The following is a 13,847-nucleotide window of genomic DNA, read 5'->3' as shown; positions in this document are numbered from 1 at the left end:
ACCCTATTTGCTTTTGTGGTGCTTCAACACAAACCAGACCAACAGACTCAATGCGCCGACCAGTGCAGCCGCCGTCAGTAAAACCATGCTGTGGGAGGCACTAAAAGCTTTTTGCCCGGCTGCAGCAAGCTGCTGGCCTTGAATGCCTCCAAGTGTTTTGGCCGCAATCATCGTTTCACCAATAGACCGGACGGCTGTCTCGGCCATGGCAGATGGAATGCCGTCAGGCAGCTGTATGGATTTTTCATAGGTGGATACGAGAAGAATACCGAAAACGGTTATGCCCAATCCGGTGCCAAGGTCGTAACTCGTGGCCTCAAGGGCTCCGGCAGAGCCCGCTTTCTCCATTGGAATACTGTTCATGATCGCCACTGACGAGGCGGTCAAACCAATGCTCAGGGAAAGCCCCAGTGCCACCAGCATCACAATAACGGCTACCCCGCCGCTGCCCAGGTGTATCTGGGCCAACCCGACCAGACTTGCCGCTGACACCAGCAACGAGCAACTCGCAACCCACCGCAGGCCAATCGCCTTCAGGATGACCCCGGCAAGAGGCCCACCGATTGCAGCCGCAATCATCAGCGGCATCATGAAAATACCGGCCTCCAGGGGGGTACGCCCCATGACGAACTGCAGTTCTTGAGCCAGCAGCAATTCGAACCCGGCAAGCGCACCCATGGTTACCAGGGCCATGACGATACCGGTGCTGACCGCCGGAATGGAAAAAAGGCTCAGATCCAGCATCGGGGTCGTGGTGTGAAGCTGCTTGCGTACAAACCAGACAAGCATCAGTGCTCCGAAGACAAAACAGGCACCGGTTACGAAAACAGAGTTGTTGGTTTTGAAGCCCGATTTGAGGGCGTAAACACTTGCCATGACACCCAGGATCAGAATCAAGGACTGTCCGATGGTCCAGTTTCCATCGCCGACCACACTTCGTCGCGGGATGTAGGCGATCACCAAGGGTATGACCAGCAGCATCACGGGCACATTGATCAGGAACACCGACCCCCACCAGAAATGCTCAAGCAATGCACCACCGACCAAGGGCCCGATGGCGGCTCCGGTGGAGGCAACAGCGCCCCAGATACCCAGCGCTACTGCTTGATCGCTCTGATCTTCAAAGGTTTGTCGAATAATCGCGAGGACGCTGGGCATGACCATGGCGCCGCCGAAGGCCATGAACGCCCGTGCCCCGATCAACGATCCGACATTGGGAGAAAAGGCGGCCAATACCGAACCTGCGCAGAAGATACCCAGCCCGGCCAGCAGCATTCGGCGATGGCCGACCCTGTCCGCAAGCGTGCCCATGGGAATCAGCAGGCTGGCCATCAACAACGGGTAGATGTCGATGATCCACAGAATCTCGGTGCCCGTTGCTTGCAACGCAAGGGTCAGTGACGGAACCGCGACATGAAGAATGGTGTAATCCAGGACAATCGGCATAAAAGCCAGAATGACCGACATGAGGACTAACCAACGGTTTGAGTTGCCATTAGACACAATAAAGAGACCTTTTTACCGGGATCCCGGTCTTCAAACGGTTGTGAGCCGTTTTAAGCCGTTGTTGTTACCACGCTTGCGCCCCAAGGCTGCGCCGCGATGCTAACCCATATCCCCCGGCTTTCCCGCCGTGCAAATGTGAAGCTTTGTGAAGTCCAGGGTTTGAACCAGGACGATTCAGCCCTGCCCTGGAAACTGTAATCTGGCCTGATGAAAAGACACTATCGGCGCCCAGGCAGCGCCCTGCTCGACCTCTATCGGTTCGGTCCCCCTCAGCAGCGTCTGCCGTTCGGATACTTCCAGTGGGGCCCGGATACAATCTGCTCCAGCCTCTGTGGGAGCGGGCTTGCTCGCGATGGTCGTTAAAGATGATGCGTAGTTACTGGGTAAATGCGCAGCTCTGAAGATCATCACGAGCAAGCCCCCCCTATGACCAGCCGCCTCTCAACTATTCGTCGAGTTCATGCTCAAGCTTCAATGCTCGCTTCCAGCTGTCCAGTGCTGCCAGACGTTGCAGGTAAGCCTGCAGATGTGGGTACTGCGCCCCGCACTTCATCTGCTCGACCACCGTGATGGCAACAAAAGCCAGCATGAAGTCAGCCCCTGACAATGTGTCCCCCACAATGAAGGTTCTGTTCGCAAGCGTACTGTCCAGAAACCCCAGTACTTTATCGAACTCAGTCCGGGTATAGCCGTCCAGGAACTTGAGCTGAGTCCCTGCATTGATTTCAAACTGGGTGAACAGCTTGAGTAGCACCGGCACCATCGCCGAGCTTTCTGCAAAATGAATCCATTGCAGGTACTGAAGATAGTCTGGTGAGCTGAACGCGGGCTCCAGCCGGGGCGCAAAGCGGCGAATCAAGTATTCGACGATGGCGCCGGATTCAACCAGCACCTGTCCGTCCAGCTCAATCACCGGTGACTTGCCTAGCGGGTGAATGTCTTTCAGTGAGGCCGGGGCGAGATGAGTGGCAGGATCACGCTGATAGCGAATCAGGGTGTAAGGCTCTCCCATTTCTTCAAGCAGCCAAAGAATACGCAGTGATCGGGACGCGTTGAGGTGGTGAAGTGTGATCATGAAGACTCTCTCTGTTTATGATGGATGATTAGAAGTTCTTCTTATATATTTTCCCGCCTTTCATAATCATGCTGATAGTTGCATCCGGGGCCTCCAGAAACCCCAGGCTCACCGTGGGATCTCCCTCGACAACCAACAGATCAGCCAATGCACCTGCTTCTATCTGGCCAATTTTACCGGGATATGGATTGCGGGCTCCCGACAGCCCCAACAGTTCCCCATTCATCTTTGTTGCCATGTTCACGACGTCGTGTGCAGCGTAAAACCGGGTCAACTTTGCAAGCTGTCTTCCCTGAGTGGATGTCTTTTGCGGATTAAATAAAACATCAGTCCCCCAGGCCGTTTTTATATTGAAGCGCTGAGCAAACTCATAGGCTCTCGCGGTGCCCTCAGCCACCACGCGCTGGCGCTCACGCCGTACAGGATCAGGATAAACATTAGCATCTTCATCTTGCAAAAAAGGCTGAAGACTCCACCAGATATCGTTGTCTGCCATCATGCGCGCGGTTTCTTCATCCGCCAGTTGGCCATGCTCGATCGATTTCACACCGGCGCGAATGGCACGCTGGATACTTCTGGGCGTGTACGCATGCACCATCACATAGGTGCCCCAATCGGCAGCGGCTTCAACCGCCATTCTTAATTCTGACTCCAGAAACTGGGTGCTATCGAGATGGTCATACGTAGACGCAACGCCGCCACCGGCCGTCAATTTTAGCTGTGATGCCCCAAGCATAAGCTGTTCTCTGGCCCGTCTGAGCACTTCGGCATCGCCATCAGCTATGGCTGCAGCACCCAGTTGCTCAGTCACGCTCAGTGGTCTGAGTGAGCTGCGGGGAATCTCTGATCGCATCCTGAAATCACCGTGGCCAGAGGTCTGTGAAATCATTGCGCCGGAAGGATAAATACGAGGCCCTGCAATAACACCCTCATCAATGGCACGCTTCAATGCGAACGAAGGTCCTCCAGGATCGCGAACCGTCGTAAAGCCGCGCATCAAGGTGCTTTCTGCTTCGCGGGCGGCGACTAAATGGATATAGCCCGGGTCTGCGCTCATCGCGTCAAGTTGTGTGATGCCCGCTAACGTAGTGTGCCAGTGGGCATCAATCAATCCCGGCATCACCACTCTTCGCCCGCAATCGATAACCACGGCGCCTTCAACCTCTGTATTGGCGGGTAGCAGTGAGTCGATCACGCCATCCTTGATCAGGATGCAGACGTTATCGTCAAGCACAGCGCTACCGTTGAATAAGCGAAGATTCTTGAGCAACAGCGTGCTCGCGCTGGATTCAGCGTTTGTACCTTGTCCTGAGGCAGTCGATGCGCGCACTGCAGAAAGTTGTGCACCTTTGGGTTTGATACCGCTATAGACATCACGTCGAGACAGATCAAGCATCATTCTCGCGTGAAAGTCCTGTATATCCGGCGAGCTACAGGTGCACAGGTAATGTACTTCACGTTCAACATGATGACTGGGTGTAAAACGCGTATTGGACCTGGCAGATTTAAGCCTCATATCGAACGTTCCGTAAGCATTTTCAGGAACAGAGACTATAGATCGAATTAAAAACGCTGATCGAGTGGAAAGCTCGAGAACATTTATCGTTTGTATCCCCGGTGCAGGTACACAGAGACAGGAAGCGCGGCACTGTCGCTTTCCTTTCAACCAGGCCGTGCAATACCGTGGTGTCGCAATTTGCGATAGAGCGTATTTCGGCTAATCCCCAGGCGGGCTGCAACATGGGCGATATACCAATGTTCTGCCTCGATCAATGCCAGTAGCGTCTGCCGTTCGGATACGCCAAGCGGATCTTCGGCCAACGCGACTGGCACTGCTACTGCCGGCAGCAACTCCGCCAAATCGTCCAGAGTGACACGCCCCTCCAATGACAACGCTACTAGCGTGCGCAGGCACGTACGCAGCTGCCGGACATTGCCCGGCCAGGGTTGCTTCAGCAAGCGCTCTCTGACGCCGGCCTCCAGCCGGATTCTTGTACCTTTTGTCTCTTCGAGCAGCAGAAGGTCGAGCACACTGCCCTTGTCTGATCGTTCACGCAACGGTGGGAGCTGCACGGTGAACCCGGCAATGCGATAAAACAGATCTTCGCGAAAGCGCCCCCCGACCACACCGGCGTTCAGATCCTGGTGACTGGCACTGATAAGGCGTACGTCGAGGGGACGTGCTGTCGCGCCACCTAGCGGCATCACCTGACGCTCCTCCAGCACTCGCAGCAGTCGGGTCTGAAGCGCCAGGGGCATATCGGCGATTTCATCGAGAAATAGAATGCCGCCATGGGCCTGCTCAAGTTTACCGACCATCCCGTCCTTGCGTGCGCCGGTGAAGCTGCCACCACGATAGCCGAACAGCTCGCTTTCGATCAGCGTTTCCGGAATGGCCGCGCAATTGATCGCCACAAACGGCTGGCCCGCTCTGGAGCTGGCACGATGCAGCGCTGCCGCAAAAGCTTCTTTGCCGGTACCGGTTTCGCCCTGTAAAAATACGGGAACGTCTCGCTCCAAAACCCGTAATGCGCGGGCAAAGCCGCGTTGCAGACGCGGGTCTTCCAGGCATACATGCACGTCGTTGATGATGGGCGCTGGCGGCGTTAGCAAAGGCGATCGGTGCACGGGTTCCCGCAACTGTCCGTAGATCAGGCGCCCGTCCACCAGCCGCATTGGCCAACAGACACTCGTCTGAGCGCTGGCCTGACTCATTATCTGATCCACAGGTGTTTCCAGCAGCATTGTCAGAGGCTGCCCAACCACCTGGTCACGGCTGAGGCCCAGCAGATCCAGCGCAGCATGATTGATTGAACAGATACGGGCACTCTCGTCGAAACTGAGCAGACCTTCACCCAGCAGCCCGACGAAACCAGCCTCAGGGTGCAAGCGCAGCAAGTAGCGATGCGGGTCATGCCCCAGGAAAAACGAGCTCTCGATCAGCCTGGCTGACAAGCTGGTCAATGCCATGGCCTGGAAGTGTTGCTGAAGGCTGTGGTCATCCCTCACGGATGAAAGGTTGAGTACGGCTAGCAGCTCTCCACTCGCATCGAATATCGGGCTCGCCGAGCAGGTAAGTCCGACGTGCTTGCCACGGAAATGCTCATCACGGCGGATGGTGACGTGCTGTCGCTCGACCAGGCAGGTACCGACACCGTTGGTGCCCTCACAATCTTCACTCCATACCGAGCCGAGCCACAACCCGGAACGCTGAACCTCTGCTCGCTCGGATTCGTTGAACACGCTGTCGATGGCCACCCCCCGTGCATCGGTGAGTAGTACCACATGGCCGTCACGCCCGAGTTGTTGGTGCAAGTTGCTCATCTGCCAATGCGCCACGGCGATGATGTGCTCCAGTGGCGCGCGGTGATCCTGCAAGCGTGGATGCTCAACCACGTTAGGTGCGCGGCGACTGGCAGGGTCGAGCTGATACTGGTCCAGGCAGCGGCGCCAGGAGCGTGTAATGGCCAGGTCAGCACCAGGGCTGTGGCTGGCGACAGTGCCCTGCACGGCTTGTAGCACTTGTTGTGCATGGGCGTTGATCAAGGCCGGCTTCATTATTCTTGTTCTCCGTTACGGTCAGGACACGGGTCTGTTGGCAGCTTATATGAAAAGATTGCAACGAGCGCTTTTTGCACCGGGTGACACTCTGTCATCAGCATTTCCAGAAACGTGACAGAGATCCGGATCAAGATCTGAGCCGTAATGCCGCAACGGCTCTGCAACGGGGTTTTGATAGAGATGGCCCGGGCCTTGCTCTGGGTAAGTTGTTACTAAAACAACAAGATCGGGAGAAGCCCCATGAACATCGCTGTCGAAACCCCCCTGCACACGCCTACGGCTCAGCTTGCCGCTTGGGTCGAGAGCCTCAACGAACGTCTCGCCCAGCGTGATCTGGACGGCACGCTGGCATTGTTTGCCAGCGAGTGTCACTGGCGCGACCTGCTGCTTTTCAGTTGGAACCTGGTGACCCTGGAAGGCAAACCTGCCATTCGCGACCTGCTTGAAACACGCCTCGACCAGACTCGCCCCGAGCGGTGGAAAGTGGAAGGTGAAGCGGCGCTGAATAACGGTGTGCTCGAAGGCTGGATCAGCCTGGAAACACAAGCGGCGCGGGGTAAAGGCTATGTGCGGCTGAAGGATGGTTTGTGCTGGACGCTGCTGACGGCCATGCGCGAGCTCAAAGGTTTTGAAGAACCCAGTGGTCGCCGTCGTCCGATGGGTGCCAGTCATGGTCACGCCCACGCTGACAAGCGCAACTGGCTGGAGCGCCGCCGCGATGAAGAAGCATCGCTGGGGATCACCACTCAACCCTATTGCCTGATCGTGGGCGGCGGTCAGGGGGGGCTGGGGCTCGCTGCGCGGCTCAAGCGAATGGGCGTGCCTACCCTGATCATCGACAAGGCTGACCGACCCGGCGATCAGTGGCGTGGACGTTACAAGTCGCTGTGTCTGCACGACCCTGTCTGGTACGACCATATGCCTTACCTGCCCTTCCCCGATCATTGGCCGGTTTTCACCCCAAAAGACCAGATTGGCGACTGGCTGGAAATGTACAGCAAAGTCATGGAGCTCAATTACTGGCCGCGTACGGAATGCGTGAGCGCCAGCTTTGACGAGCAAAGTGGCACCTGGAAGGTTGAAGTACAGCGTGATGGCGAACCTGTGACGCTACAACCGACCCAGTTGATTCTCGCCACCGGCATGTCTGGCGTACCCAATGTGCCACGTTATCCGGGAGCCGAGGTTTTCAATGGCCAGCAGTATCATTCCAGCCGCCATCTCGGTGGCGACGCCTGGAGCGGCAAGCGCGCGGTGGTCATCGGTGCGAACAATTCGGCTCACGACATCTGCGCCGACCTGGTGGAGAACGGCGCCGAGGTGACCATGGTGCAGCGCTCCAGTACCCACATCGTGCGTTCCGACAGTCTGATGGAGCTGGTCTTCGGCGGGCTCTACTCGGAAGACGCCCTGGAGACGGGTTTGACCACGGACAAGGCCGACATGCTGTTCGCCTCGATCCCGTACAAGGTGATGCCAGGCTTTCATCAACCCATCTTTGCGGCGATCAAGGAGCGTGACAAGGACTTCTACGAGCGCCTGGCCAAGGCTGGTTTCATGCTCGATTTCGGTGACGATGAGTCTGGCCTTTTCATGAAGTATGTACGCCGTGGTTCGGGTTACTACATCGATGTCGGCGCCAGCGAACTGATCGCTAACGGCACGATCAAGCTCAAGAGCGCACCTGGCCTTGGTGTCGAATGTATCGAAGCCGATGCCGTCGTACTCAACGATGGCAGCCGCCTACCGGCAGATCTGATCGTCTACGCCACAGGCTATGGCTCAATGAATGGTTGGGCGGCAAAGCTGATTTCCCAGGAAGTAGCTGACAAAGTCGGGCGCTGCTGGGGCCTGGGTTCTGGCACCACGAATGATCCTGGCCCTTACGAGGGCGAACTGCGCAACATGTGGAAGCCGACACAGCAGGAAAACCTCTGGTTCCACGGTGGCAACCTGCATCAGTCGCGGCATTATTCGCTGTATCTGGCGCTGCAGCTAAAAGCGCGCTTCGAAGGGATCAATACCTCCGTCTACGGCCTTGCAAAGAGTCACCACACGGGCTGATTCAAATGGCGCCCAGCTGTGGTTGGGCGCCTTTGCACAATATTCCGGATACATTCCGGGCTAAAAGCTGCAGGCGTTCGAGTACAATGTGTTTCCTATCAATCGCTTAAGCTGTCCAATGAAAAAACTGTTTTCTGTAGTAGCGCTGACCCTCTCGGTAATTACCCCCGCCTTTTCAAGCCCTCCATCGACATTTTCCGAAGCAAAGGTCATCGCAAAGCAGAAGATCTACCTCGACCAAGCGAACAGTGCCATGGGCGAGCTGTATTGCGGCTGCAAATGGACATGGGTAGGCAAGTCGGGGGGCCGTATTGATGCGGAGTCTTGCGGCCTTCAAACCAGGAAACAACAGAGTCGCGCGCAACGCACTGAATGGGAACACATTGTTCCTGCCTGGACATTCGGTAACCAACGTCAATGCTGGAAGAACGGTGGTCGAGAACATTGTGTGGATGATGATCCCGTATTCCGGGCGATGGAAGCCGATCTGTTCAACCTCTACCCCTCTGTTGGCGAGGTGAACGGCGACCGTAGTAATTTCAACTACGGCATGGCCACCGGGGTAGCGCCGCAATATGGGCAATGCAAGACGCGGGTTGATTTCAATCAACGTGCTGCGGAGCCGCGTGACGAGGTCAAAGGCCTGGTCGCGAGGACAACTTTTTACATGTTCGACAGATATAAACTGAACATGTCTCGTCAGCAGCAACAGCTACTGATGGCCTGGGACAAGCAATATCCGGTTTCGCCCTGGGAGAAAGAGCGAGATCGCCGCATTGCAGCAATCATGGGGCACTCCAATCCTTTCGTAACCGGTGATCGTCGCTGGACGCAAGGGTACAAGACCGTCGGTGAGGGGGTAGTCGGTGCCATTCCTGCTCAACCCACTCGTGTACCCGCACAGCCGATCCTGGCGAGCGCGAGTGGCGTGAGTTCGATCATTGGTAACCGCAAAAGCCAGCTTTACCACCTCTCGATGGGGTGCCCTGGTTATGGCCAGGTGTCAGCGAAAAACCAAGTAACCTTTGACTCCGAATCTGAGGCTCAGGCAGCAGGATATCGAAAGGCAGGCAACTGCAAATAGTTGCTTTCGGTGAATACCGGGCTATCGAAGCACTCTATGGATCTGCGAAATCACCTGCATCGTTGCGTCTTCGATGGTTCCTTCATTACGGCATAAAACCCAGCCGTGATCTGCAATCGCCCGCTCGAACGCCTGGGTACAGGCAACATGTTCTTCCAGCTTATGGATCACCGTACTGTTCAGCCCTCGCGAGCGGGCCGCTGCCCTCGCCCATGAAATATCAGGGTCGGTGACAACCCCGACATGCAGGTCCGGGACTTGCACGTTTCGATCAATGTTCAACTGCAGAATCTCTGCAAACGGGATTATCCGGCGAAATGCGGCATCAGAGGGGTACCAGCGATCAATCAGGATGATGCTGTCGGGTGGCTGCTTAGCCAATACGTGCCGGGATATCCAGGTACGGCTGTCAGCAAGGCGTTCACAAACCCGCAACTCTAATTCCCGGCCGGGATTTCTGACGAGTTTGTTGACGAGGGCCATTGTTTCACCTCGATAGGGATCGCTTTTTTTCTCGCAAAGCCGGATCACCTTTTTGTTGTCTGCCCTCAGAGCTTTGGTGACGGCCTCCAGCAGTGTGGTTTTTCCAGCGCCCTTGGGCCCATCCAGAGAAACAAACAGCGCACGGTTCATTCTTCACTTAACAATTGATTCATTGATGAGCACTCTAACCTGAATAGGTACCAACGGGCCTGAAAATTACAGGCTTACAGCCGCTGCAGCCAAAGCCGCCAACCAGCAATCATCGCGTTTCACACCGCCACCACCACCCGCTCGACCGCAACACCCTCCCCATCCAAGCGTCGGGCCAGCAAACAGGTGAACGCCAGTACCGGAATCACGGCACAGGCAGCGGCTATCCACAACAGCATCGTGTAACCCTGACCCACCAGTTGCCCGGCCAGTGCCGGCCCGGCCATGGAGCTCAAGGCAAACGCGCCGGGGATCAGCATGATCGAGCGGCCACTACGGTCCAGCCGTGCAATTGCTGCTGTCTGATAAACGCAGCCCCAGGTGAAACCTACTTCCCAGATCCATGCGCCCGCGGCATACATCACAAAGCCTTCGGCATTGCCCAGCAACAACAGCCCGGTGCCCAGCACCAGCATGACGATGAGATGCGGCACGCGTACGCCCAGGCGGTCACCGACCGCGGCCAGAGTTAGTGCTGCGGCCCCTCCCAGCAGTTTCAATACGGCAAAAACGATACCCAGTTCGCCCGGTTGCAGTGCCAGGCCATGGCCCAGTCGCTCCAGGAAAGCCCACAGGCCGATTTGCCCGGCGCCGAACAGGAAGAAAAACCCCAGCGCGGCATAAGCCGCTGGCGGTAATTGAAAACGTGACAACACCGAACCATCCCGCGGTGGTGTGTCTCTTCCGATAAAGTCCTCGCGCCTGGGCAATGCCAGGGCACTGAGGCTCAGCAGCAGGATGATCGCTGCGAGCATTACTACGGCACCGGTGTAGTGGAAATACGCGATGACCAGCGAAGGCAGCGCGAATAACACGGCTGCCACCAACCCCAATTCAATGCCCAGGCGCAAGCCCAGGGCGCGCTCTTTGTTGGCCATTTCGCCCATGATACGCATGCCCAGGCAGGTCATGAGTGCGGCAAAAAAGCCAATCAGCGCCCACAACGGCAACTGCGCCGTGGCGGGCAGCCATGACGTCATCCAGTACGCTGCAGCCGCGCCAGTGGCGCAGCCCAGCGTCAGCCAGCGCCAGTTCAAACGGTCGATCAGCACGACGGCCATCAGGGTGCCCAGCAGGTAGCCGGCAAAACAAACGGCACCCAGCAGGCCGACCCGTTCGACACTGAAGCCCAGGCTGTCAACCATCGAGCCAAGCAGGATCGGCAAGGTATTGAACGGCAAGCCGCCAATGGTCGAGGCGAAGCTGGCGGCCAGCATGATCGCCATTGTCTTGCGGCCACTCATGTTCATTGCGCGTTCCTGCCCGGAGTTGATCAGCGATGGTCGACGGTGATGATTTCACTGCGCCCGGCAGTCGATGCCGGCACGCTGTCTTCGTCCATAAAGAACTGGGCGTACCAGTCGCGCAGTTGATAGACCGGACCATCACCTTCAGCCAGCACCGGTTTGTCGACCCGGATCTTGTGCTGCCAGATCACCACGTCCTGATAGAAAGCATCGCGATTACGCAGCACATAATCCTGGGCCAGCGCCCTGCTCTGCTCTTCGCTCCAGCCCGGGATCTTTTTCACCATGCAACCAAAACGCAGCTCGAAACTGTTGGCGTCGATCGGGACGTGGCAGTTGAGCAGGATCGAGTGAATTTCCATGCCCTCGAACACTGCGCGCATGCGGGTAAAATGCGTCGCCGGGCCGTAATAGGCAGACTCGGCAACCAGGTCCCCGCCCAGCCGGTCCGAGTCGCCGTGGAAAATCTGCTGGGCAATATGGCCTTCGAAAATATTCGCGAAGTACTTGGTCGGCGTGCCATGCACCGGGCCGAAGTGCTGGGCGTCCGCGAGGTTGTCGACCAGTTCCCGGGGATTGGTCTCAATGACCAGTTTGTCCATGTGCCAGTCATGCAGCCATTCATCGCTGTCCTGCTCCGGCAAATGCGGGATCACCACATTGTCTGCCGGGGCCTTGCCCTCAGGGTTGTTCCACACGAACAGCAGGTTGTTTTCTTCACAGGTCAACCAGCGGCGGGTTTTGGCCTTGGGCGGGATGCGCTTGCAATATGGAATCTCGACGCACTTGCCACTGGCGTCGTATTGCCAATGGTGAAAGGGGCACACAACCCGGTCGTTTTCCAGGGTGCCTTGTGACAGATCGGCGCCCATGTGCGGGCAATGGGCATCGATCACGCTGATCTCGCCACTGGCCGTGGCAAACGCCAGCAAGCGTGTGCCGAAAATATTCAGTGTATGGAGCTGGCCATCACGGTAGTCGGCCGCATCACCCAGGCAATGCCAGCCCCGGCCAAAGCGAGGTGCCAGAATACTGTCAACATTGATTGCAGCGAGTTTGGTCATTGTTATTGTCCTCGTGTGAAAATCCCCGATCCTATGCCCGCTGGATTTTCACCGAACCCGCTGCCGTCCTCATCCTCCGCATGGACTAACAATGCCTGCTTTCAGGCACTGTTTTGCGTCAATCCGGTTTTTTTTCTGCTGGCCTTGGCGCCGGGCAATAACGCCAGCCCTGGCTTGCCCAGGGCAACCACACTGTTGAGGATGATGCGCACCAGTTCGGTCTGGCGGCGCACACCGGTCTTCGAGAAAATCGAGCGCAGGTGTGCCCTTGCAGTATTACGACGCACATTCAACGCCTCGGCGGCTTCTTCCAGGGACAGGCCATTGGCCAGTTCCATCGCCAGGGCGGTTTCAGCCCGGGTCAGGTTGAACAGCTGCTTGGTCAGGGTTTCGCTGGCCATGGACCGTCCTGCAGCGTCGCGGATGTATACCACCACCCCTGGGGTGCCTTTGCCCTCGGCCCAGTCCTGGGTCGCAATGGCCTCGACCACCACCCCCAGGTTGATCTGCCCCGAGGGCCTGGAGACTGACATGGCTTCAGCCTGCGTGCCTTCCTGCACATTGCCGGTGTCACGGGTAAAGGCGTTGCGGACCAGGCGCTGCAGTTCGCGATTGTCGCTGGGGTAAGTCGCCTCAAGGTGTCCGCCAACCAGTTTGAGGCCGTCTGCCTGCTCCAGCAGTTCGCTGGCCATCGGGTTCAGGCTCAGGACCTTGCCCTGTTGATCCAGCACAATGGTGGCCACCGACAGGCGACTGATCGCCTGCGAGTACAGCTCGGTCATCGACTCGCTGCGGTCGATCAGGTTGTGCACATGCATGGCACGGCGCAAATGCGGTATGAACATGCCACACAGGCTGCGTTCACTGGCACTGAAGTTGGGCGCGGATTTTGGCCGGGTAATGCGAAAGCGCAGCTTGCCGCCATCAGGCGTGGAAATATCGGCAGCCATGATGTGGTAGGTGTCGTGCACGGTGCCATAGGTCTTGAAGTAAGCCGAGCGGGTCCACTGTTCCTCACTCATCAGGTCGTCGACAGTGAACACCCGGTCCATTGGCGGGTTGTTGAATGGCGTGAGCGCTTGTGGGTAGGCCCAGTAACTCACCTCGCCTTCGCGCTCAATGTCACCCACTACGATCATCAGGCCCAGGTCAGGTTGCTCGGGGACGCGCAAGATCAGGATGACATAGTTGGCCTGGTACAGATTGCGCACATGGCGCAGGGTCTTGGCCATCAGCCTGGGCTCCAGCGAGCCGTCGTAAAACTCGCCGATAAGGCTGTCATACTCGGTCAGGTTCAAGCCCATGTCTGCCAGGGTCTGAACACTCAAGCCGCTATTATCCATCGCCCTCTCCTCACGGGACACCGCCTGGGCCCTGCCCGTTGTTATTGTTATGTCGTGCCTGACTGAGGTTTACCGACAGTCGCTGTAAACGGTATGCGGGGCATCGTGCAGAAGACCTGCCCCGCAGGCCGACCGTAAGCGCTCCATGAAGCCCACATTCCAAGCCGAAACCTGATGTCCGATGCTGTGCTCCCGATTTCTTTCTGGAGC

Annotated in this window: 10 protein-coding genes; 2 read left to right on the top strand and 8 right to left on the bottom strand. The window is 57.3% G+C overall.

The features are described 5' to 3' along the window. Window positions 1–3 precede the first annotated feature (3 nt). From GHO03_RS08575 to GHO03_RS08560, 4 genes are all read right to left on the bottom strand, one after another. Window positions 4–1,467 carry an MFS transporter gene (locus GHO03_RS08575; protein ID WP_095032299.1) on the bottom strand — a complete coding sequence of 488 codons (1,464 nt, stop codon included), beginning with the start codon at window positions 1,465–1,467 and terminating at the stop codon, window positions 4–6. 484 nt (window positions 1,468–1,951) lie between these two features. After that, on the bottom strand, window positions 1,952–2,581 hold the full coding sequence (locus tag GHO03_RS08570) for a glutathione S-transferase family protein (protein WP_095000222.1): 630 nt from the start codon (window positions 2,579–2,581) through the stop codon (window positions 1,952–1,954). Window positions 2,582–2,609: 28 nt separating this feature from the next. Continuing rightward, window positions 2,610–3,980, bottom strand: coding sequence for an amidohydrolase family protein (locus GHO03_RS08565; protein ID WP_153399624.1), 1,371 nt, complete (start codon window positions 3,978–3,980; stop codon window positions 2,610–2,612). Window positions 3,981–4,243: 263 nt separating this feature from the next. Continuing rightward, complete coding sequence (locus tag GHO03_RS08560) at window positions 4,244–6,139, bottom strand: sigma-54-dependent Fis family transcriptional regulator (RefSeq protein ID WP_153381007.1); 1,896 nt, start codon at window positions 6,137–6,139, stop codon at window positions 4,244–4,246. A 243-nt stretch (window positions 6,140–6,382) separates the two neighbouring features. Here GHO03_RS08560 and GHO03_RS08555 point away from each other — a divergent pair, with 243 nt between their 5' ends. Together GHO03_RS08555 and GHO03_RS08550 are read left to right on the top strand one after the other, a co-directional pair. Next, complete coding sequence (locus GHO03_RS08555; RefSeq protein ID WP_133144619.1) at window positions 6,383–8,206, top strand: NAD(P)/FAD-dependent oxidoreductase; 1,824 nt, start codon at window positions 6,383–6,385, stop codon at window positions 8,204–8,206. A 118-nt stretch (window positions 8,207–8,324) separates the two neighbouring features. Then, window positions 8,325–9,290, top strand: coding sequence for an endonuclease (locus GHO03_RS08550; protein ID WP_095038801.1), 966 nt, complete (start codon window positions 8,325–8,327; stop codon window positions 9,288–9,290). A gap of 21 nt (window positions 9,291–9,311) precedes the next feature. Here GHO03_RS08550 and GHO03_RS08545 read toward each other — a convergent pair whose 3' ends face one another. The 4 genes from GHO03_RS08545 to GHO03_RS08530 form a co-directional block, all read right to left on the bottom strand. Further along, complete coding sequence (locus GHO03_RS08545; protein ID WP_095019163.1) at window positions 9,312–9,923, bottom strand: dTMP kinase; 612 nt, start codon at window positions 9,921–9,923, stop codon at window positions 9,312–9,314. 119 nt (window positions 9,924–10,042) lie between these two features. Further along, window positions 10,043–11,233, bottom strand: coding sequence for an MFS transporter (locus GHO03_RS08540; RefSeq protein ID WP_095000228.1), 1,191 nt, complete (start codon window positions 11,231–11,233; stop codon window positions 10,043–10,045). 23 nt (window positions 11,234–11,256) lie between these two features. Continuing rightward, window positions 11,257–12,294, bottom strand: coding sequence for a Rieske 2Fe-2S domain-containing protein (locus tag GHO03_RS08535; RefSeq protein ID WP_095000229.1), 1,038 nt, complete (start codon window positions 12,292–12,294; stop codon window positions 11,257–11,259). Between the two features lie 101 nt (window positions 12,295–12,395). Next, the gene (locus tag GHO03_RS08530) at window positions 12,396–13,637 is read right to left on the bottom strand and encodes a helix-turn-helix transcriptional regulator (RefSeq protein WP_095023913.1); all 1,242 of its coding nucleotides are present in this window, start codon (window positions 13,635–13,637) and stop codon (window positions 12,396–12,398) included. Window positions 13,638–13,847 lie beyond the last annotated feature (210 nt).

It is taken from the genome of Pseudomonas sp. FSL R10-1339 (genome assembly GCF_009600545.1).
Taxonomy (GTDB): Bacteria; Pseudomonadota; Gammaproteobacteria; order Pseudomonadales; family Pseudomonadaceae; genus Aquipseudomonas; species Aquipseudomonas bubulae.
Note: the sequence above shows the minus strand (reverse complement) of the source record. Positions and strands in the feature narration are given on the sequence as shown.

Excerpts from the sequence above, each read along its gene's own strand:
- GHO03_RS08575 (WP_095032299.1), bottom strand. The coding sequence starts at position 1,467 with ATGTCGGTCATTCTGGCTTTTATGCCGATTGTCCTGGATTACACCATT.
- GHO03_RS08570 (WP_095000222.1), bottom strand. The coding sequence starts at position 2,581 with ATGATCACACTTCACCACCTCAACGCGTCCCGATCACTGCGTATTCTT.
- GHO03_RS08565 (WP_153399624.1), bottom strand. The coding sequence starts at position 3,980 with ATGATGCTTGATCTGTCTCGACGTGATGTCTATAGCGGTATCAAACCC.
- GHO03_RS08560 (WP_153381007.1), bottom strand. The coding sequence starts at position 6,139 with ATGAAGCCGGCCTTGATCAACGCCCATGCACAACAAGTGCTACAAGCC.
- GHO03_RS08555 (WP_133144619.1), top strand. The coding sequence starts at position 6,383 with ATGAACATCGCTGTCGAAACCCCCCTGCACACGCCTACGGCTCAGCTT.
- GHO03_RS08550 (WP_095038801.1), top strand. The coding sequence starts at position 8,325 with ATGAAAAAACTGTTTTCTGTAGTAGCGCTGACCCTCTCGGTAATTACC.
- GHO03_RS08545 (WP_095019163.1), bottom strand. The coding sequence starts at position 9,923 with ATGAACCGTGCGCTGTTTGTTTCTCTGGATGGGCCCAAGGGCGCTGGA.
- GHO03_RS08540 (WP_095000228.1), bottom strand. The coding sequence starts at position 11,233 with ATGAACATGAGTGGCCGCAAGACAATGGCGATCATGCTGGCCGCCAGC.
- GHO03_RS08535 (WP_095000229.1), bottom strand. The coding sequence starts at position 12,294 with ATGACCAAACTCGCTGCAATCAATGTTGACAGTATTCTGGCACCTCGC.
- GHO03_RS08530 (WP_095023913.1), bottom strand. The coding sequence starts at position 13,637 with ATGGATAATAGCGGCTTGAGTGTTCAGACCCTGGCAGACATGGGCTTG.